The 19956-nt window shown below is 70.9% G+C and carries 19 protein-coding genes and 1 pseudogene; 2 read left to right on the top strand and 18 right to left on the bottom strand.

Translation table 11 applies throughout. From position 1 onward, the window contains the following. Window positions 1-58: 58 nt before the first annotated feature. A complete protein-coding gene (locus ACIBEF_RS18215; protein WP_396794424.1) occupies window positions 59-517 on the bottom strand; it encodes a hypothetical protein in 459 nt (152 codons plus the stop codon). A 169-nt stretch (window positions 518-686) separates the two neighbouring features. After that, window positions 687-1424, bottom strand: a complete 738-nt coding sequence (locus ACIBEF_RS18220; RefSeq protein ID WP_355004480.1) for a hypothetical protein — start codon at window positions 1422-1424, stop codon at window positions 687-689. 163 nt (window positions 1425-1587) lie between these two features. Between ACIBEF_RS18220 and ACIBEF_RS18225 the strand changes: the two genes are divergently transcribed. Then, the gene (locus ACIBEF_RS18225) at window positions 1588-2802 is read left to right on the top strand and encodes an arginine deiminase (RefSeq protein WP_396794425.1); all 1215 of its coding nucleotides are present in this window, start codon (window positions 1588-1590) and stop codon (window positions 2800-2802) included. Here ACIBEF_RS18225 and ACIBEF_RS18230 read toward each other — a convergent pair. The 12 genes from ACIBEF_RS18230 to ACIBEF_RS18285 all read right to left on the bottom strand — a co-directional run bounded on the left by ACIBEF_RS18230 (window position 2789) and on the right by ACIBEF_RS18285 (window position 14703). After that, on the bottom strand, window positions 2789-3676 hold the full coding sequence (locus ACIBEF_RS18230; protein ID WP_396794426.1) for a DUF5926 family protein: 888 nt from the start codon (window positions 3674-3676) through the stop codon (window positions 2789-2791). The two genes, ACIBEF_RS18225 and ACIBEF_RS18230, sit on opposite strands and share 14 nt — an antisense overlap. Before the next feature lie 59 nt (window positions 3677-3735). After that, window positions 3736-4155, bottom strand: a complete 420-nt coding sequence (locus tag ACIBEF_RS18235) for an ATP-binding protein (RefSeq protein WP_396794500.1) — start codon at window positions 4153-4155, stop codon at window positions 3736-3738. Window positions 4156-4216: 61 nt separating this feature from the next. Next, window positions 4217-5671 (bottom strand): ATP-binding protein, encoded by a 1455-nt coding sequence (locus tag ACIBEF_RS18240; protein WP_396794427.1) that lies wholly within the window; start codon window positions 5669-5671, stop codon window positions 4217-4219. 54 nt (window positions 5672-5725) lie between these two features. Continuing rightward, complete coding sequence (locus ACIBEF_RS18245; protein ID WP_396794428.1) at window positions 5726-6514, bottom strand: glycerophosphodiester phosphodiesterase; 789 nt, start codon at window positions 6512-6514, stop codon at window positions 5726-5728. 10 nt (window positions 6515-6524) lie between these two features. Beyond that, window positions 6525-6860 (bottom strand): rhodanese-like domain-containing protein, encoded by a 336-nt coding sequence (locus ACIBEF_RS18250; protein ID WP_030331693.1) that lies wholly within the window; start codon window positions 6858-6860, stop codon window positions 6525-6527. Between the two features lie 58 nt (window positions 6861-6918). After that, window positions 6919-7836, bottom strand: a complete 918-nt coding sequence (locus ACIBEF_RS18255; RefSeq protein WP_396794429.1) for an LCP family protein — start codon at window positions 7834-7836, stop codon at window positions 6919-6921. 220 nt (window positions 7837-8056) lie between these two features. Beyond that, a complete protein-coding gene (locus ACIBEF_RS18260; protein WP_396794430.1) occupies window positions 8057-9328 on the bottom strand; it encodes an LCP family protein in 1272 nt (423 codons plus the stop codon). Window positions 9329-9487: 159 nt separating this feature from the next. Continuing rightward, window positions 9488-10714: an LCP family protein gene (locus ACIBEF_RS18265; RefSeq protein ID WP_396794431.1), complete on the bottom strand. Its 1227-nt coding sequence runs from the start codon at window positions 10712-10714 to the stop codon at window positions 9488-9490. A 76-nt stretch (window positions 10715-10790) separates the two neighbouring features. Next, entirely contained in the window at window positions 10791-11768 is a 978-nt protein-coding gene (locus tag ACIBEF_RS18270) for an NAD-dependent epimerase/dehydratase family protein (protein WP_091396807.1), read from the bottom strand. Between the two features lie 89 nt (window positions 11769-11857). After that, the gene (locus tag ACIBEF_RS18275) at window positions 11858-13549 is read right to left on the bottom strand and encodes a cation acetate symporter (protein WP_396794432.1); all 1692 of its coding nucleotides are present in this window, start codon (window positions 13547-13549) and stop codon (window positions 11858-11860) included. Continuing rightward, window positions 13527-13892 (bottom strand): DUF485 domain-containing protein, encoded by a 366-nt coding sequence (locus ACIBEF_RS18280; protein WP_088950720.1) that lies wholly within the window; start codon window positions 13890-13892, stop codon window positions 13527-13529. The genes ACIBEF_RS18275 and ACIBEF_RS18280 overlap by 23 nt, the downstream gene beginning before the upstream one ends. Window positions 13893-14064: 172 nt before the next feature. Then, window positions 14065-14703 carry a flavin reductase family protein gene (locus tag ACIBEF_RS18285; protein ID WP_396794501.1) on the bottom strand — a complete coding sequence of 213 codons (639 nt, stop codon included), beginning with the start codon at window positions 14701-14703 and terminating at the stop codon, window positions 14065-14067. 340 nt (window positions 14704-15043) lie between these two features. Between ACIBEF_RS18285 and ACIBEF_RS18290 the strand changes: the two are divergent. Continuing rightward, window positions 15044-15235: pseudogene (locus tag ACIBEF_RS18290) on the top strand (DUF397 domain-containing protein); the annotation flags it as partial. Here ACIBEF_RS18290 and ACIBEF_RS18295 read toward each other — a convergent pair. The 4 genes from ACIBEF_RS18295 to ACIBEF_RS18310 all read right to left on the bottom strand — a co-directional run bounded on the left by ACIBEF_RS18295 (window position 15232) and on the right by ACIBEF_RS18310 (window position 19930). After that, the gene (locus tag ACIBEF_RS18295; RefSeq protein WP_396794433.1) at window positions 15232-16935 is read right to left on the bottom strand and encodes an ABC transporter permease; all 1704 of its coding nucleotides are present in this window, start codon (window positions 16933-16935) and stop codon (window positions 15232-15234) included. The pseudogene ACIBEF_RS18290 and the gene ACIBEF_RS18295 overlap by 4 nt on opposite strands. Continuing rightward, window positions 16920-17684: an ABC transporter ATP-binding protein gene (locus ACIBEF_RS18300; protein WP_396794434.1), complete on the bottom strand. Its 765-nt coding sequence runs from the start codon at window positions 17682-17684 to the stop codon at window positions 16920-16922. The genes ACIBEF_RS18295 and ACIBEF_RS18300 overlap by 16 nt, the downstream gene beginning before the upstream one ends. Window positions 17685-17875: 191 nt before the next feature. Beyond that, window positions 17876-19516 carry a cation acetate symporter gene (locus ACIBEF_RS18305; protein WP_396794435.1) on the bottom strand — a complete coding sequence of 547 codons (1641 nt, stop codon included), beginning with the start codon at window positions 19514-19516 and terminating at the stop codon, window positions 17876-17878. Continuing rightward, the gene (locus tag ACIBEF_RS18310; RefSeq protein WP_328651696.1) at window positions 19517-19930 is read right to left on the bottom strand and encodes a hypothetical protein; all 414 of its coding nucleotides are present in this window, start codon (window positions 19928-19930) and stop codon (window positions 19517-19519) included. Window positions 19931-19956 lie beyond the last annotated feature (26 nt).

Consider the following 19956-nt stretch of genomic DNA (forward strand, 5'->3'; position numbering starts at 1 on the left):
TTCTTGCAAACCCGCCCAGGCAACGCCGCGTGCGGCGAAGGACACACTGCGCCGCAGGTCAGACCTCGGAGAAGAAGGTGAGTGAGCCGGCGACGGTGCCGTCGGTGAGCACCGGGGTGGAGATCGCGTCGACTGTCGCGTCGGAGCTGTTCGCCGAGGCGGCCTGCACCCTGAGTAGCCCTCGGGCGAGTCGGCCGGAGGAGAGCGCCAGCAGGGGCGGAATCTTGTCGATCTCGGCTTCGGTCAGCTCGCCCCGGTTGGCGGTGAAGTCGAGCAGGCGCAGCCCGCCATCGAGCAACGGTCGACCGATCAGCCCGGCCGGCTCACCGAGGCAGAGCAGCTCGCAACCGGCCGCGGAGATCGCCACCACCCGGGTGTCGGCGTCGATCAGCAGGCACGGCTCGCCGGCCCGGGAGACTGTCGACGACCATTGGCCGACGTTGTCGGACTCCGGCTCTGTCGAGGCCCGCACCGCCGGCACGAACGCTTCCGAGAGCGAAAGTTCGACGTGGGCCACCGCGCCTCCTATGTGCACCGATCGACTGTCCACGCTAGCGGGTCGCCGACGGAATCACCGAGCGCACCGGGTCACCGGGGCGCGCAGCGTGAACCGAGGCGACCGGTGACGGCGCGGAGACCGGTGAGGTGAACGGGGGGACCGGAGCCGCGTGGCGTCGCCGGTGACGTTACCGGCGGTGGGCCGGCTTGTCAGCGGCCGTTCGGCCCTCGTCGTACCACCGGTAGTCGGCGGTTGGACGGTACGTGCCGTTCAGCCAGGTGCCCGGGTGCTGCGCGACCCGGGAAAGCTTTTCGGCGGTGGCGGGGCTGATCCGGCTGCCGCCGGCCACGAGCAGCCGGTCCAGTTCCCGGTGGGTGGCCATCAGACAGTCCTTCGGAAGGCCGTAGACGCTGATCACGCCCGAACCGACGAAGGTCAGCACCGGTGTCACCGGAACGGGAAGCCCCACCGCCTCGGAGAGGGCCTTGCTGGCCCGCTTGGCGTCCCGGCGGGACTCGGCCACGTACGGAGGTCGCTTGCCGTTGATCTGCACCACGTCTCCGGCGACGAGCACCCGGGCCCGGCCATGGTCGGCGATGGTCACGGCGAAGAGGCCACTCGGCCCGATGGCGAGGAACCCGGCTCGATCGTCCTGACCGTGGTCGAGGACGTCTGTAACGTCGGTGCGCGGCCACTCGATCACGTGCCAGGAAGGACCGAGGTGGTCGAGTTGGCCCAGCGCCCGCGCCCCGGCCGCCTCCAGGCGGCGTGCGCCCCGCTCGGCCCGACGGCGGCGGGCCCATTCGAGCGGTGTCGGACGGACCGGTTCGAGAACCCCCGGCGCCTCGACGCGGGGGTGTGGCACCGCGACGGGCGGCAGTGCCCGAGCGGACGGTACGGCTCGTCGTGCGGGAAAGACAGTCATCGCGACCTCCGGCAAAAGGTCCCTCGAAGTTATGTCCTCACTACCCTACGTTGCCACTACCGGTGTTCTGCAAGCCGGAGCGCCGGAGTGACTGTGGATGAATGCCATATTCATCCACAGTTCTTTTCTCGGATGCCGCGAAACCCTGCCCTACGCTGCGGGAGTGACCCACTACGTCGACAGTGAAGTCGGCCGGCTCGGCACCGTACTGCTGCACCGGCCCGGCCCCGAACTGGCCCGGCTCACCCCGCGCAACAACGACTCGCTCCTCTTCGACGCGATCCCCTGGGTGGAGCGCGCCCAGGAGGAGCACGACGCGTTCGCCGCCGCCCTGCGCGAACGCGGCGTCGAGGTGCTCTACCTGGCCACCCTGCTGGCCGAGACGCTGGCCGTCGCGGACGCCCGGGCCGAACTCACCGAGCAGGTGCTGCGCTCCCGGCGGCTCGGCGACACGCTGCGCGCCCGCGTCGCCGATTACCTCTCCTACCTGGACCCGGCCGCGCTGGCCGAAGTGCTCACCGCCGGGCTGGCCCATGAGGAGTTGCGGATCAGCTCCGAGCGGCCCGGTGGGCTGGTCTACACGCTGATGGACCGACACGACTTCGTCATCGACCCGTTGCCCAACCTGCTCTTCACCCGCGACTCGTCGCTGTGGATCGGCGACCGGGTCGGTGTCACCAGCCTGGCCATGCCGGCCCGCCGCCGGGAGACCACCCTGACCGACGCCATCTACCGCCACCACCCCCGGTTCGCCGGCACCGATTTCGTCTACCGCCCCAGCCTCGAGCACCTGGAGGGCGGGGACGTGCTGCTGCTCGCGCCCGGCGTACTCGCGGTCGGGGTGGGCGAGCGGACGACCCCGGCCGGTGCGGAACGCCTCGGTCGGCAGGTCTTCGCCGCCGGCCTGGCCCACACCATCCTGGTGGTGCCGATCGCCCAGAAACGCGCCACCATGCACCTGGACACCGTGTGCACGATGGTCGACGTGGACGCCGTCCTGATGTACCCCAACATCGCCAGCACGCTGTCCGCGTACACGGTGATCGCCGGCGGGGACGGCGAGGACCCGCGGGTGGACGGGCCGGCGCCGTTCCTGCGGGCCGCCGCCGACGCGATGGACCTCGACCTGCTACGGGTCATCGACACCGGCCTGGATCCGGTCACCGCGGAACGCGAGCAGTGGGACGACGGCAACAACACCCTCGCGCTGGCCCCCCGGCTCTGCGTCGGCTACGAGCGCAACACGGCGACAAACGCCCAACTGGAGCGGGCCGGCATCGAGGTGATCCCGATCGCCGGCTCCGAGTTGGGCTCCGGTCGGGGCGGACCGCGCTGCATGTCCTGCCCGATCAGCCGGGACCCGCTCAGCGCAGGGTGAGCTGGCGGCCGAGCAGCCCCTGACGGGCCCGGCGGCCGGCGGCGTCGAGCGGGTCGGTGACGGTGAGCGCCTCGGCGTACCGCTTGGCGAACTGCGCCACCGGCTCCTCCCACTCGGCGGCCGGGGTCTCCTCCGGCAGGTCCCAGACCGGCACGAGTCGACCGTGCGCGCGGAACATGCCGGCGAACTTGGTCTGCTCGCCGAGCGTCAACGTGCCGGCCGCGCCGAGTCGGGCCAGCGCGTCCAGGGCGGCGTCCTCGTCGTCCGGCAGCACCCAGCGCACGTGGGCCTTCTCCGGGACCTGACACCAGTACGCGGCCTTCGCCGCGGTCAGCCGGACCGTTGGGTAGATGGCCGCGTTCGCCCGCTCCAGCGACGCCTGGACGGTCGGATCGTCGGCGGCCCCGGGGTCGAGCCAGAAGTCGAAACCGTCGTGCATGGTGATGTCCAGCGGACCGTCCACGAGGATGTCCTGCAGCCGGGGCCCGGGGCCGGGCAGCGGCGCCACCGCCACCTGGCCACCCGGCTCGGCACGCAGCGCGCTGAGCAACGCGTCGGCCAGATCCCGCGACACGTCACCAGACTGCTGGTGGCGCTGGAGGCCGATCAGCACCCGGCCGTCCGGCTTGGTTATCGCCGGGGCGGCCATGGGCAGCACCGTGGCGAGCGTCGCCGTGCGGTCGCCGAATTCCTCGACCAGGGCGGGCGCCAGCCGCAGCGGGGCGGACGCGGCGGGCACCAACTCGCGCAGCGCGATCCACTCGGACTCGTCGACCAGCCCGTCGAACGGACGCGGCACGAAGACGTCCCGCACCTTGTCGCGACGAGGGGTGGGTTCGGCGGCGGCGCGCTGGCTCTTTCGACGCTTACTCACGGCGTCACAGCCTAGAGCTTCGAGCGGCTCGCCGTGACCGGGACCCGCCCGAGTCGTCCTCAGCCCGCCGGCACCAGGTCGGGTCGGGGTGTCGGCACCCTGTCGAACTCCGCCCAGACGCGCTGGCCCATGCCGTCCTGCTCGACGCCCCAACGGGTCGCCAGGCCGGCCACGATGTGCAGGCCGCGCCCGTCCGCCGCATCCGGGCTGGCCGTCCGGAGCCGTGGCCCGGTGCCCGCGCTGCCGCCGTCGGTGACCCGAAGCTGGATCAGTGTGCCCTCGGCCGAGGGCCGCAGGTGCCAGGCAACCCTGATCACGTCGCCGGGCAGCGGTCTGGCGTGCCGCACCGCGTTGCCCACCAGCTCCGCGAGCACCGCGATCAGGTCCGCGAGGATCGTCGGGGGTACGACATCCGTCAGCTCGGCGGCGAGCCGGTGACGGGCCAGCCGTGCCCCGCCCGGGTGGTGGGGAACCACCACGCACCAGGCCCGATCCCTCGTTGCCGCTGCCACCGTCGCCTCCACGTCGCGCCACCCCTGGTCAACCGCGTGGTAGCCGCACCTCTGCGACCGTACCGCCGCCGGTCCTCGGACGTAGGGATACCCATCCATTCTGTTGTTCAACGATCCGGCGGACGAGATAGAGCCCGAGCCCGGCTCCGGGATAGCCGCGCCGGTCGCCGGACTCGCCCTGCCAGAACCTGTCGAACGCCCGCTCCACGTGCTCGGGTCGGATGCCGATGCCCTGGTCGCTGACCCGGAACGCCACCAGATGACCGTCGCCCGACGCGGTGATCTCGATGGGAGAGTCAGGTGCCGAGTACTTACCGGCGTTCGTCGTCAACTCGGTCAGCACCGTGGCCAGGCTGGGTCGGTGACCGAGCGCCTTGGGCAGATCGCTCGGAAGGCGGAGCACCAGCCGGCGGCGCAGCTCAGCCGGCAGGTCGACGACGGCGGAGCGCAGCGCCTCACCGAGGTCGAACGGGGTGGGAGGGTCGTCGCCCGGCCCCACCTCGGCCGCCGAGCTGAGCAGACGGTCGACCAGCCGGGCCAGCTCGTTGGCGCGTTGCCCGATCACCCGGGCCGCCTGCCGTCGGTCGACGTCGGTCAGCGACTCCCAGTGGTCGGTGAGGGTGTCCGCGTACCCCTTGATGACGGTGACCGGGGTGCGCAGCTCGTGGCTGGTCACCGCGACGAACAGTTCCCGGTCGTGGTCGCGGCGCTGCTGGTCGGTGATGTCGCGGAAGGTGACCACCCGTAACGTTCCCGGGCCGGGTAGGTCGCCGGAGGTGATCCGCAGCCAGCGGCCGTCCGGCATCCGGTGGTCCCGAACCTGCCCGGAGGGTGGCAGCGGGAACGGCAACGGGCGGCTCAGCGACTGCTCGACCGTCCGGCCGGTGACCTGGGCGGCGGCCGGGTTCCAGAGCCGGACGTGCCCGTCCCGGTCGACGACGGCCAGCCCGTCGGCGAGGGCCGCCACCACCGGGCCGTCGCCGTGCACCGGCAGGCCACTCTGGTCGCCGTACATGTGCCCGACGCAGGAGGCGAGATAGGCGATCACCCCCTGCTGCTCGGCGCCCGGCTCGTCGTCGCCCGGGTAGAGCGCGTGCAGGCTGCCGACGGTGTGACCGCCGATCTCGGCCCGGGAGACGACCATCCGGCGCAGACCGCTGCCGGCCAGTTCGCCGGCCAGCTTGCCGTTGAGGTCACTCACCCGCGCCTGGCGTACCCGTGGTCCGGTGAGCAGGCAGACGGTGTCCGGGTCGTCGACCGCCAGTGGTCGGCCCAGGGCCCATTCCGCCGCGCCGGTCGCGGCGATGACGCGACCGCCGGTGGGACCGAACTCGACGAACGCCATCCCGGTCGCGCCGAGCGCAGGCTGGGCCACCCGGAGCAGTTGGGTGAGGACCGGCAGGCCCGCGTCCCCAGAGTTGATCATCTCGATCACGACGGTGTGGCCGGCGAGGAGAGCGGGGAAATCGATACGCTCCGGCATGTGCCGAGTCTGCCCCGCCGACCCGGTTTTGGGCACCCCCGCCCGGTCGATGGGTCAGCGGTCCAGCCGGGCGAGGGCGTAAGCGGGCCGGTCGGTGATGATCCCGTCCACCCCGGCGGCCAGCACCAGCTCCAGGTCGGTCGGCTCGTTGATCGTCCAGACGTACACCTGGTTGCCGGCCGCCCGTAGCGCGGGCAGCAACTGCGGGCGGGCCCGGACCAGGCCGATGCCCGGCCCGGCGATCCGGGTGCCGAACGGCAGCCGACCCAACCGCAGCCAGCGCGGCAGCACCTCCAGCAACAGCACGGTGGGCAGCGTCGGGGCCAGCTCGCGCACCCGACGGACCGCCAGCGGGGAGAACGACATGACGGTGACCTGCACCGGGTCATCCGGCGAGGGGTCGGCCAGCCCGTACCGGCGCAGCAGGCTGACCAGCCGCCGTTCCACGTTCGAGCCGTAGCGGGACGGGTGCTTTGTCTCCACCAGCAGTCGGACCGGCCGCCCGGCGGCGAGCACCGCGTCCAGGAGCCGGGCCAGGGTCAGCAGCCGGGTGTGTGACTCGTCAGGCGGCAGGTCGCCGTCCGGGGCGCCGCCCGGGTGCCACGAGCCGAAGTCCAGGGCGTCCAGTTCGGCGAGCGTACGCGCGCTGACCAGACCGCGACCGTTGCTGGTGCGGTCCAGCCGTCGGTCGTGCACACAGACCAGGTGCCCGTCCCGGGTCAGCCGGACATCGCACTCCAGGCCGTCGGCGCCCTCGTCGAGGGCGCGCAGGTACGCGGCGAGGGTGTGCTCGGGTAGGTCGAACGAGGCGCCGCGATGCGCGAAGACCAGTGGCCCGCCCATTGCGCCGGCCTCAGATGACCTGGCCGGGCTGCCCGTTCGCGTCGACCACCGGTCGGCCGACCGCAGCCCACTGGCGCATCCCGCCGTCGGCGTTGCGCACCTGCTCCCAACCGTTGTTGATCAGGTAGGCGACGACCTGGGCGGAACGCCCGCCGGAACGGCAGACGACCGCCACCTCCCGGTCGGTGGGCACCTCGGCCAGCCGGGCCGGCAGCTGCATCATCGGCAGGTGGTGAGCGGTGGGGGCGTGGCCGGCCGCCCACTCGTCGTCCTCCCGCACATCCAGCAGGTAGGTCTCGTCGGCGATCTCGGTCACGGGCACTGTGGGAACCTGGGGTCCGAACACAGGAAGCAACACTAGATCCTCGTGGCCCGGTTCGACACCGACCGGGCCGTCGGCACCGTCACAACCGGGTCACCCAGCGGGGGTTGGCCTGCGCCCAGGCCGGCACCCGGGTGTCGCGCAGCGCCTCGAACAGCCCGTTGCCGCCGTTGTCCAGCACCACGTACGAGACCTCGTCGATGGTCTGCGGCGAAGAGGGCACCTGGACGCCGCGCATCCCGTCGGGCGGCAGCGCGCGCAGCGCGAGGAGCAGGTCCTCCAGGGGTACGCCGTTGGTGTCGACGGTCAACGAGCCACCGACCGCCCGGAGCACCTGGTCCAGTTTGACGGGGTTGCTCCGCAGGTCCGCCCTTCCGGCGCTGTCCAACATCGCCCTGAGCAGCTGCTGCTGGTGGTGCTGCCGGTCGTAGTCACCGCCGGGCAGGTCGTAGCGCTGTCGGACGTAGTCGAGCGCCTGCGCGCCGTCCATCTGCTGGCAGCCGGTGGGGAAGACCCGGTTGGTGTGGATCGAGCGGACCTCGGTGTCCACGCACATCTCCACCCCGCCGAGCAGGTCGATGACCTTCCGGAAGCCGGAGAAGTCGATCAGCGCGGCACCGTCGAACCGGATGCCGGTGAGCCGGTGCAGGGTGGCGGAGAGCAGTTGGGCGCCGGCCTGGCCGCCGCCGCCGTGCTCGTACGCGGCATTGATCTTGTCTTGGCCACCGCCGAAGCCGTTCGCGGGCGGGATGGCGACCAGCAGGTCACGCGGGATGGAGACCAGGTACGCCTCCCGCTGGCCGGCGGGGACGTGCACGATGAGGATGGTGTCCGAGCGCTGGTCGGGGCCGCTCTCGCCCGGGCGCCGGTCGGAGCCGACCAGGAGGTAGTTGAGCGGCCCGTCCAGGTCGGTGCGCTCGGTGCGGGCGTCGGCGTCGAGCAGTTGCTCCTTGGTCACCGTGCGGTCGTAGCGGTGGCTGAGCGTCTTGAGCCCGGCCACGGCGAGCCCCGCCAGCAGGACGAGGGCCAGGCCGATGCCGAGCAGGATCCACGGCCCACGGGCGCGGGGCGACCGGGCGGACGGGGCTGCTTCGGCCCGGCCCGCTGCGTTCCGTCCCCACCTGGACGTGACCGCCTCCCCGCAGCCGATACGTGAAACCCGTTCACGTCAGGCTACGGGCGGTGAGGAGGTCGTCGCTGGCTTTCCGCGACTCCCGGCCTCACTTCCGGGTGGAGATCACCTCGGGGTGGGTGAAGACGAACTCGGCGAGTTTGTCTTGCTTGACCGCCTGGAACATCGCCAGGGTCTCTTCGTTCAGACCCTCGGTGTTGTTGTTGTTGGCGTTGAAGGTGCCGTTGTTGGTCTTGAGCATGGTCAGCTCGTTGCCGGTGACCCCGCGCATGGTGAAGATGAAGTCCTCGATCGGCACGCCGCCGGTGTCCAGCACGAACGCCTTGCCCGCAGCCTTGATCAGGTTGTTCATCTTGGCCGGGTTGGACAACATCCCGCCCTCGGTGGCCTTCTTCGCCATCGCCTTGATCAGCTGCTGCTGGTTGGCCTGCCGGTCGTAGTCGCCGTTCTTGAGGGTCTTGCGCTGGCGGGAGTAGTCGAGCGCGGCCCAACCCTCCATCTCCTGGCAGCCCTTCTTGTGCACCACCGGGGTCCGCTGCTTGCCGGTCTTCTTGGCGTCCGCGTTCCACATCGGCTTGCCGTCGACGTACGACATGTGCAGCGACTTGACCTCCTGGCTGACACAGATCCGCACCGTGCCCAGGGTGTCGATGACGTTCTTGAAGCCACCGAAGTTGATGATCGCCGCGCCGTCGAAGCTGATCCCGGTGAGCCGCTTGATCGTCTGGGCCATCAGCTGGGCGCCACCCTCCCAGCCGCCACCGTTTGCGGCACCGGCCTGGAACGCGGCGTTGATCTTGCCCGAACCGCCGCCGTAGCCGCTCTTCTTGAACGGCGGGATCTGCGCCTCGGTGTCCCGGGGGATCGAGATCAGGTACGCCTGGTCGTGCGTGGCCGGAATGTGCAGGACGATGATGCTGTCCGAGCGGACGTCGTCGGCGGCCCAGCGCTCCCGCGCGTCCACGCCGAGCAGCAGCATGTCGATCGGGCCGTCCAGGCTCGCGCCGCCCTCGGCGTCGGACTTGCCGGCATCACCCAGCAGGTTGCCCTTCGCGATGCCGCCGGTCGCCTGCCCGATCAACGCCTTGCTGCCGACGATGGCCACCCCGCTGCTCAGCATCAGCACGGCACCGAAGACAACGGTCAGCCTGGCCCAGAGCGGGTCCTTGCGCTTGGTCCGCTTCTTCGACCCACCGCCACCCGGGCGGTCGCCGCCACCGCCGCCACCGCCGCTACCCGGCGGACGCGAGCCCGGCCCGCCTCCCGAGGGGCGTGCCTGCGCGGGTATGGCCGCAGCGACCCGACCGCTGGGGGCGGCGGACCCGGAGGAGGAAGGGCGACGACTGGCCTGAACCGGCATGCGTGCTCCAGCTCGTGATCAGGAGGGGGCGGCACCACTGTACGTACATCAAATCGACTTGGCGAGTTCATCCCGGGTCAATCCGGACGTCGAATTTTGCAGACTCAGTCGATCGTCGCCGCTCGATAACCCGAACGGCTGGTGCCAGCCGGGCCGCGCTCAGCCACCGGCGTTGCTCTTCGGCGGGTTCGCCTTGACCCAGTCGGCCATCGTGTCGGCGGACATGGCCTGGTACATCGCGAGCGCCTTCTCCCGGTCCGACACCACCACCGACTCGCCGTTGATCGTGTCGCTGCCCGAGTTCGGGCTGGTCACAAAGGTGAGGTTCTGGCCGCGCAGGTTACGGAACTGCAGCGCCATGTCTGTAACCGAGAAAGTCTGGTCGACGGTTACGGCCGCGGTCACCGATTTGAGGAAATCGTTCAGCTTCTTCGGGTTCGCCAGCGTTCCGGTGCTGGCCGCCTTGTCCATCAGGGCCCGGAGGAACTCCTGCTGGTGCCGCATCCGGGCGAAGTCACCGTCCGGGAACTGCTTGCGCTGCCGGATCCAGTCCAGGGCCTCCGCGCCGTCCATGTGGTTGGTGCCCTTGGTGAAGGTCCGGTACGGCTTGTGGATCGAGGTGATGGTGCGCTCCACCTTCAGGTCCACCCCGCCGAGAGCGTCGGTGACCTCCTTGAAGCCGCCGAAGTCGATCGCCATCACGTGGTCGATCCGAACGTCGGTGAAGCACTCCACGGTGCGTACCGCCAGCGGCAGCCCACCGAACGCGAACGCTGCGTTGATCTTCGCGCGCGAACCGGAGCCGCAGTCCGCGCCGGCGCTCTCCGGGATCGGCACGTACAGGTCCCGGGGGATGGAGACCAGGTAGGCCTCCTGGTGGTCGGCCGGAATGTGCATGACGATGATCGTGTCGGCGCGCCACTGACTCTTGCTGTCGACCGGCGCGTCCGGGTCCCGTGAGTCGCTGCCGACCAGCAGGATGTTCAGCGCGCCATCGACGGTCTTGGCGGGCCGACCACCGGTGATCTCCGCGAACGGGTCGGTGCGGGCCAGGTCACTGTTGAGGTTGCGGGCGTACAACCAGGCGCCGACGCTGCCGAGCAGCGCCAGTACCAGCACCGCGGCCCCGGCCACCAGGGCGATCCGGCCCCAGCGCGGTCGTGGGCCGCGCCGTCCCGACCCGCCGGTGCCACCCGGGCCGCCAGGCCCGGTCGGCCCCGCCGGGCCGCCGGAGCGGGGCTGTTCCTCGTCGTGTGACGGGTAGAAGCGCGCCTCGGTCGGACGGGCACGCCCGGAGGCGCCCCGATCGGGGCCGGGCACCGATGCGCGCCCGGCGCTGCGGTGCAGGTACGGATGCGGGACGCCGGCAGACGAGGTCGCGGACATGTGAATCAGGGTACGTAGCGGGAGCCACTGCCGCCTTCAGGCGACACTCAGCGGCAGGCGGTACGCGGAAATCCGGTTACCCTAGCCGCGACCGGAAGTACTCGATCGTGCGTCGCAGGCCATCTTCGGGCGCGACCGACGGCTCGTATCCAAGCAGTTCGCGAGCGAGCGTCAGATCGGGTCGGCGCATCTCCGGGTCATCCGAGCTGCGGGTGACATAGGTCACCTTCGAGGTGCTGTCGGAGAGCGACACAATCAACTCGGCGAGTTGCCGCATGGTCAGCTCGTGCTCGGTGCCGCAGTTGACCGGGCCCGTCTCGGTCGAGTCGAGCAGCAGCAGGATGCCGCGCACCAGATCCTCGACGAAGCAGATCGACCGGGTCTGGTTGCCGGTGCCGTGCACGGTGATCGGCTCGCCGCGCAGCGCCTGGGAGATGAAGGTGGGGATGGCGCGGCCGTCGTCCGGGCGCATCCGAGGGCCGTACGTGTTGAAGATCCGGACGATCGCCGCGTCGAGCCCGCGGTAGCGGTGGTACGCCATCGTCGCGGCCTCGGAGAAGCGCTTGGCCTCGTCGTAGACGCTGCGGACCCCGATCGGGTTGACGTTGCCCCAGTAGGTCTCCCGCTGCGGGTGCTCCTTCGGGTCCCCGTACGCCTCGGAGGTGGAGGCCATCAGGAACCGGGCGCCGTCGGCGACCGCGCGCTCCAGCAGGTGCAGGGTGCCGACCGAGCCGACCCGGAGGATCTCCACCGGCAGTTGGGCGAAGTCGGTGGGGCTGGCCGGAGAGGCCATGTGCAGGATCGCGTCGAACCGCTCGGCCAGCGCCGGGTGGTGGGTCGGTAGACCGTCGGAGATGTCCGCCTCGACGAGGGTGAAGGTCGGCCGGTCCAGCAGGTGGGCGACGTTCTCCTTGGAGCCGGTCACGAAGTTGTCCAGCGCCACCACCGTGCAGCCTCGGGCGATCAGGGCGTCCACCAGGTGTGACGGGACGAAGCCAGCTCCTCCGGTGACGAGGACGCGGTGATCGGAACCAAAGCGCTCAGCAACCTTCATGCGGCTCAGCCTACCGACCGCCGAATTCGCCGAAGGGGTCCCCTGTTGACGTCGCACGTCAACAGGGGACCCCTCGACAGGTGCCGCGATCAGTGGGCGCCGGAGCCGGTGAGGGCGCGCACCTCCAGCTCCGCGTACTTGTCCTCGTCGTGCTCCTTGGAGATGACAGTGCCGATCCACCCGCAGAGGAAACCGAACGGGATGGAGAGGATGCCCGGGTTGGACAGCGGGAACCACTGCCAGTCGTGGTCCGGGAACATCGAGGTCGCCGCACCGGAGACTACCGGCGAGAAGAACACCAGCAGCACGGCCGAGATCAGCCCGCCGTAGATCGCCCACACCGCGCCGGAGGTGTTGAACCGCCGCCAGAAGAGGCTGTAGAGGATCGCCGGCAGGTTGCCCGAGGCGGCGACCGCGAAGGCCAGCGCCACCAGGAACGCCACGTTGAGGTTCTGCGCGTAGATCGACAGGGCGATCGACACCGCGCCGATCCCCAGCGCGGAGATCCGGGCGACCCGAACCTCCTGCCGCTCCGAGGCCTCACCCTTCTTCAGCACGTTCGCGTAGAAGTCGTGCGCCAGGCTGGACGAGGAGGCCAGCGTCAACCCGGCGACCACCGCGAGGATGGTGGCGAAGGCGACCGCCGCGATGATCGCCAGCAGAGCCGCCCCGCCCAGTTCGCCGCCGAAGAAGTCGATGCCGAGCGCTTCGGCCAACTGCGGCGCGGCGGTGTTGCCGGCCTTGTCCTGTGCCGTGATCGCCTGGCTGCCGACCAGCGCCGCCGCACCGAAGCCGAGGGCCAGGGTGAGCAGGTAGAAGGTGCCGATGATGCCGATCGCCCAGAGCACGCTCTTACGGGCCGCCTTCGCGGTCGGCACCGTGTAGAAGCGGATCAGGATGTGCGGCAGACCGGCGGTGCCGAGCACCAGGGCGATGCCCAGGGACAGCAGGTCGACCTTGTTGTAGAACGTCTGCGTCGAGTTGCCGGCGACCTCGACGCCGTACCGGAGCCCGGGTTCGAGGAACGCGCTGCCCTTACCGGATGCGGCGGCCGCCTGGCCGAGCAGCTCCGACAGGTTGAAGTTGAACTTCGCCAGCACCAGGATGGTCATCAACAGCGCGCCGCCCATGAGCAGGAACGCCTTGACGATCTGCACGTAGGTGGTGCCCTTCATGCCACCCACGGTCACGTAGATGATCATCAGGGTGCCGACCATGATGATGGTGGCCACCTTGGCGGTGGCCGCGTCCATGCCGAGGAAGGTCGTCCCGGGCCGGATGCCGAGCAGCAGCGCGACCAGCGCGCCGGCGCCAACCATCTGAGCGAGCAGGTAGAAGATCGACACTGTGATGGTGGAGACCGCCGCCGCCGTACGCACCGGACGCTGACGCATCCGGAAGGCCAGCACGTCCGCCATCGTGTACCGGCCCGAGTTGCGCAGCAGCTCCGCGACCAGCAGCAGGGCCACCAGCCAGGCGACCAGGAAGCCGATCGAGTAGAGGAAGCCGTCGTAGCCGTACAACGCGATGATGCCGGCGATGCCGAGGAACGAAGCGGCCGACATGTAGTCGCCGCCGATCGCCATGCCGTTCTGGAAACCGGAGAAGGACCGGCCGCCCGCGTAGAAGTCGGTGGCCGTCTTGGTCTGCCGGCTGGCCCAGATGGTGATGCCCAGGGTCACCGCCACGAAGACCAGGAAGAGCGTGATGGTGAGGTTGCGGGCGGTGTGATTGCCCGCCTCAGCCGCGAGGAACGACTCAACCGCGTGAACCGTCTTCACGGGTCACCTCCCCGATCTCGGCGCGGATCCGGTCCGCGATGGGGTCGATCTTCCGGTCCGCGTACCGGGAGTAGAGCCAGGCGATCAGGAACGTGGAGACGAACTGGAGCAGGCCGAAGACCAGTGCGACGTTGATGTTGCTGCCGAACAGCTTCGTGCCCATGAAGTCCCGGGCGTACGCGGAGAGAATGACGTAGAGCGCATACCACAGGAAGAACGCGACGGTCATCGGGAAGACGAAGCCGCGCAGCGCACGCCGCAGCCCGGCGAACTCGTCCGACCGTTGTACGGCCAGGTACTTGTCCGACTGGGAAGCGGCCGGAGCGGGTGTGTCCGTGGACATCTGTGGATCACCACCTTCACAGGCGTCAGAGGAGTTTCGCGCACCGTAGAGAGCGCACTCCCCGGCAGGGAAGGCTGAGATCGACGCCGGTCGGCGAGTGCGCCGAGCGGTTGGCTGGCTGCGCCAAGTGACTCAGGTCACTGCGGTGATCGGTCGCCTCGTTGGGAGTCGTTCAGATCGGCAGCTCGTGGTAGCGACCCCGGTAGTGCAGCAGCGGGGTGGCCTCCCCGGTCAGGTCGACCGCCTCGATGGTGGCCTCGACCAGCAGGCCCCAGCCGTACTCCCGGGCGGTGTCCAGTCGGCACCCGGCCCAGCCGCCGGCGTCCGCCGGAACCGGTCCGTACGGTGTCTCGTTCCACGCGCCGGTGGCGAAGAGCCCGCCCGGGGCGGGGAAGAGACCGGCGAACCGGTCGGCGAGCTGCCGGTGTGGCGGGCCGAGCGGCGTGACAGCGAACCGACCCGACTCCTCGGCGGACGCCCAGAGGTCGGACTCCGGGTCGATCAGCCCGAGCAGCCGGTCGGGCTCCCCCTCGGCCACCAGGGTGGACGAGACGGTCAGCCCGGCCGGACCGGGCGCCGTCCAGAGGGTCACCGGTGCGGCGAGGCGACCACGCAGCCGGCGTACCGGCGACCGTTGCCCGGTCGGCACCGCGAACGGATCGGTGTGGTGGATCTCGGCACCCGGCTCATGATTCACGTGAAACATTGTGCCGCCCCGGGCCCTCGCCCAACCAAGGAAGCGCTCGTGCAGGTCGGCCGGTTGGCACGGCCAGAGCGCGCCACAGCCACGGCACCGCCAGAGCGGCCGCATCGGCAGGTGCGGCCGGCTCACCTCGGCTCTCCGGCCGTCCGGGGCGGTGGGGTCGCCCGGCCGCGGCGCGGCCCGCTCGGCGGAGGGCAAAGCCCGAACGACCGTGATGTCTGTGAGTCATATTGATGCCTCACAGACATCACTCTCGCGGTGAGACACCGGTCCCTGGTGCGGTGCGCCGTCCGGTCGCCTGCCTGGTCCGAGGCCCGATCCGGCCGCTGGGCTGCGGGGTTCACCAGCGCCCGCCGTTCGCCCGCCACGTCTGCGCCGGGGTCCGCCAACCGGCCCGGCCGGGTCGCGGCAGGGCCACCGTCGGCCCGTCAGCCCACGCGGGTCTACGCCCCGCTGGCGGACGTCGACCAGGTCCGGCGACACGGGCGGTGCCTGCGTTGAGGTCGCGGACAACCTGCCCGGTGTCGTGCTGGTCCGGGACAGCAAGGATCGCTCCGGCCTGGTCCTCACCTTCGCTCCGGCCGCCTGGCGTGGGTTTCTCGCCGACGCTGGCCAGGCGGCTGGCCGCGGCGTCGGTTAACGGCGCGGGGTGACAGTGGCCAGCAGTTCCGGCTGGCGGCGGTCCAGTACGTCGCCGGCCAGGTACGCGCCCAGCAGCGCCGCGCCCAGCCCGTACGCGCCGCCGACCGGCAGGGCCAGCCAGAGCCACGCGTCACCGAGCAGCGCGGCGGCCACCACCATCGGCACCGCGGCGACCGCCGAGGCGAGCATGCTCAGCAGGGTGAGCAGCCCTTTCGTGAGGCCCGCGCCGCTGTTCATCGCGAACGGGTTGCTGGTCTCCGGCAGTGAGTACGCCCCGAGCACCGAGACCAGGCTGTTCACCGCCAGCCCGACGCCGTAGGTGGCGACCAGGCTGCCGAAGGTGAGCCCGATCCACCCGGGTCGACTGAGCAGCACCGACAGCACCACCGACACGAACGCCAGCATCGGCAGCACGTACAGCGAGAAGGCCGTCATCCTCGCCCGCAGCTCGACCCGGCCGGGCACGCCGGCCACCACGTTCGCGGCGTACGCGCTGCCGTCGAAACCGAACTGGTTGGCCAGGGTGGCGGCGGCGAGCACACCCACGAGAACCATGGAAATGGTGACCACGACCGGTGAGCTGTCGTTGGCAGCCGCCGTCAACCCCCCGCTGTCCATGGCAGCGAAGTCGCCGCCGGTGACGTTGACGAAGACGGGTACGAAGATGCCGACCACCGCGATCGAGATCAGGTTGGCGCGGCGGCGCGCGTCCCGCCACCAGTAACGGGCCTCCCGGGCGACCAGGGCACCGAACCGGTCCCGGCGGGCCCAGCCGGCGGCCCGGGGGAACAGTTGGGCGACCGCGCCACCCGCGACCCCGCGTCGAACCGGTGCCTTACCGCCGCTCGCCGCGCCCACCATCGCCGACTCGAGCGACCGGGACCACCAGGCCAGCAGACCGCCGAGCGCCACCACAGTGATCAGCAACTTGATCGGTGCCGCCCAGACCCGCCCCTGGGCCACGTCGATGCCGAGCGTCCACGGAGCGCCCAACGGCGTCCAACCGATCACGGTCGCCACACCGCTCAACCGGCTCCAGTCCGCCTCCCGTAGCGCGGCGAGGCCGATGACCTGGAGGGGGCCGAGCAGCGCTGCCGTCACCGCCAACAGCACGGCTGCCAGGTCCCGGACCCGTCGGGACCGCAGCATGGTCGCGAAGGCGCTGGTCACCGCGCGACTCGCCGCAACACAGAGCAGCAGCCCGGCGAGCACACCCACGGCGGCGACCAACCCCGCCGACCAGCCACCCAACGACCAGGCGGTCAGCACCAGCCCGGACGTCGCGAGGAGCACCGCAAGCACCGGCACGCTGACCAGAGCCGCCGCGAACAGGCCGGTCACCAACGTCCGCCGGGGCAGTGGCAGCAGCGCGAACCGGGCCGGATCGAGTGTCTCGTCCACGCCGAAGAAGACAAGTGGCAGGAGCAGCCAACCGAGCACCAGCAGCCCGCCGCCGGCCGCCGCGACGAGCACCGCGTACCGGCCGTTGCTGGCCAGGCCCGGCGCGGCGAAGAGGAAGAACCCGCTGGCCGCGAACCAGAGCCCGAGCAACGCGCCGCCGACGAACAGGGCGATCCGCCAGCCCTGGCCCCGGAAGTTGTTGCCCATCACCCGCAGCTTGAGCCGCACGAAGTGTCGAGCGGAGACCGACCGTAGCGGCGCGGCGGGGGTGGCGTCCGCGCTCACTGGGAGAGCCACGACAGCTCCTCGCCGGTCGCGGTGCGCCCGCCGACCACCTCGACGAAGATCTGCTCCAACGAGCGACCGCCGCGGACCTCGTCGATGGTCCCGACCCGTTTGATGACGCCCTGGGCGAGGATCGCCACGTGCGAGCACAACCGCTCGACGACCTCCATGACGTGACTGGAGAACACCACGGTGCCGCCACCGGCCGCGTACCGGGTGAGGATGTCCCGGATCAGCGCCGCGGACACCGGGTCGACAGCCTCGAACGGCTCGTCCAACACCAGCACCCGAGGACCGTGCAGCAGTGCGCAGGCCAGCCCGATCTTCTTCTTCATGCCCGCCGAGTAGTCCACCACCAGTGTGCGACCGGCGTCGCCGAGCGCCAGCACGTCCAGCAGCTCGGCGGCCCGCTGGTCGACCACCGCCGGGTCCATCCCCCGCAACAACCCGTTGTACGCCAGCAGCTCCGCCCCGGTCAGCCGGTCGAACAACCGGACCCCGTCGGGCATCACGCCGAGCAGCCGCTTGGCGGTGACCGGGTCCTGCCAGACGTCGTGCCCGAGCACCCAGGCCGAGCCGGCGTCCGGTCGCAACAGCCCGACAGCCATCGACAGCGTGGTCGTCTTGCCGGCGCCGTTCGGGCCGAGCAGGCCGTAGAAGGAGCCGGCGGGGACGTCCAGGTCGACGCCGGCCACCGCGATCGTGCCGTCGAACCGCTTGGCCAGGCCACGCAGTGCGAGCGCGGGGTGCTCAACAGTCATGGAGCAGACGCTATCCGCCGCCCGCCAGCTCCGCCGTCCAGCGACAGGCGGACCCGCGATCATCCCCGAGGCGGACCGCGACGCGATCTTGCACTTTCTGCACCGCCACAAGGTGCATAAACACTCGTATCCACCACCGAAACTGCAAGATCGGCGCCGGCTTTGGCGCAAGACCGAGGCCGAGCTCGCGCCTACAGGCGGAGGGCTTCCGGGGTGTGTAGGCGGAGCATGGTGGCGGCTACGTCGGCCGGTGCCCGGCGGCGGGTCGCCATCGACACGGCGACCATCACGGTGAAGGCCAGTGGCACCGTCCAGGCGGCCGGTTGTGCGATGAGCGTGGCCGGCCAGCCGGACAGCGGTGGGCCGAGCACGGTGACCAGCACCGCGCCGATCGCCGCGCCGCCGCCGGCCACCACGCCGGAGGTGGCACCCACGTCGGTCAGCCCGCGCCACCAGATGCCGAGCACCAGCAGCGGGCAGAAACTCGACGCGGCGACCGCGAAGGCCAGCCCGACGACCTGCGAGACGTCCAGCCCGGAAACGTGCAGCGACAGCACCGTTGGCACACCACCGGCGATGACGGTGGCCAGCCGGAACCCGCGTACCGATCCCCGACCGAGCACGTCGGTCGAGATCACCCCGGCGACGCTGGTCAGCAGACCGGACGAGGTGGAGAGGAACGCCGCGAACGCGCCTGCGGCGACCAGCGCGGCGAGCAGCCGCCCGGCCAGGCCGTCACCCAGGGCGGCTTCGGGTAGCAGCACCACCACCGCGTCGGTCTGGCCGCTGAGCAGCAACTGTGGGGTGTAGATCCGGCCGAGGACCCCGTAGAGAGTGGGCAGCAGGTAGAACGCGCCGACCAACGCCAGCACGACCAGGGTGGTCCGACGGGCCGCCGCGCCGTCCGGATTGGTGTAGAAGCGCACCAGCACGTGCGGCAGGCCCATGGTGCCCAGGAAGGTGGCCAGGATGAGCGAGTACGTGGCGAACAGGCCCCGGTCGTCGTCACCGGCGGCGCTGGGCAGCAGCCAGTCGTTGGCATCGGTGGCCACCCCGGAGACGTTCGGCACCGGATCACCGGCGGCGAAGGTCAACTCGTCGCCGGGGCGTACCTCCCGGATGTCACCGTTGGGCAGGGTGAGGGCCGCGCGGTGCTCGACCACGACGGTGGTCGCGGCCCGGAACGTCGGCCCGTCGGGCGGGGTCACCGCCGGGCGGCCGTCGGCCTGCCACTGCAGAGCCAGAAAGATCACCGGTACGGCGAGAGCGGTCAGCTTGAGCCAGTACTGGAACGCCTGCACGAAGGTGATCGCGCGCATGCCGCCCAGCGCCACGTTCGCGGTGACCACGGCCGCCACCAGCAGGGCTCCGAGAGGGTACGGGGAGCCGGCCACCGTGGCCAGGGTCAGCCCGGCGCCCTGGAGCTGCGGCACCAGGTACAGCCAACCGATGAAGATCACGAAGGCGGTGGCCAGGATGCGGAGTCGACGCGAGCCCAGCCGCAGCTCGCAGAAGTCGGGCAGGGTGAACGCCCCGGAGCGGCGCAACGGCGCGGCCACGAAGAGCAGCAGGGCCAGGTACCCGGCGGCGAACCCGACCGGGTACCAGAGCACGTCCACGCCGTACTTGAGGACCAGCCCCGCGATGCCGAGGAAGCTGGCCGCCGACAGGTACTCCCCACCGATGGCGGCGGCGTTCCAGGTCGGACTGATCGCCCTGGACGCCACCAGGAAGTCGGACGTGGTCCGGGCCAACCGCAGCCCGTAGAAGCCGATCCCGACGGTGACCAGGGTGACCGCGACGATGGCCGGGACCACGAAGTCGTTGCCCACTCAGCGCTCCGGCCGTTGCACCAGGTCGGTGAAGTCCTGCTCGTTGCGCTCGGCCAGCCGCACGTACGCCCAGCCCACGGCGATCAGGAACGGAAAGGAGGCCACCCCGAGCAGCAGCCACGGCAGGTTGACGCCGGCGACAGTGGTCCGGCCGAGCGAGGGCGCGATCGCGAACAGCCAGGGCAGCCCGCCCAACCCGATGGCCACCACCAGGGACAGCCGCAGCGCCAGCGCGAGTTGGGCCCGGACCAGGCCGCGGACCAGCGCCTCGCCGACCTGGGTCTGCTGGGCCAGCTCGGCGCGGGTCCGCTCGGCGCGGGTGTCCTGCCTGGTGATCTCGGCCAGCACGATCCGGGACCGCCGGGGTGGCGGCACCGCACCGCTCGACCCCACGTCGGGGAGTTGCTTGGCCACCCCGGCAGTCTCACCCGCCGTACGCG

Source organism: Micromonospora sp. NPDC050795, from assembly GCF_044456785.1.
GTDB lineage: Bacteria > Actinomycetota > Actinomycetes > Mycobacteriales > Micromonosporaceae > Micromonospora.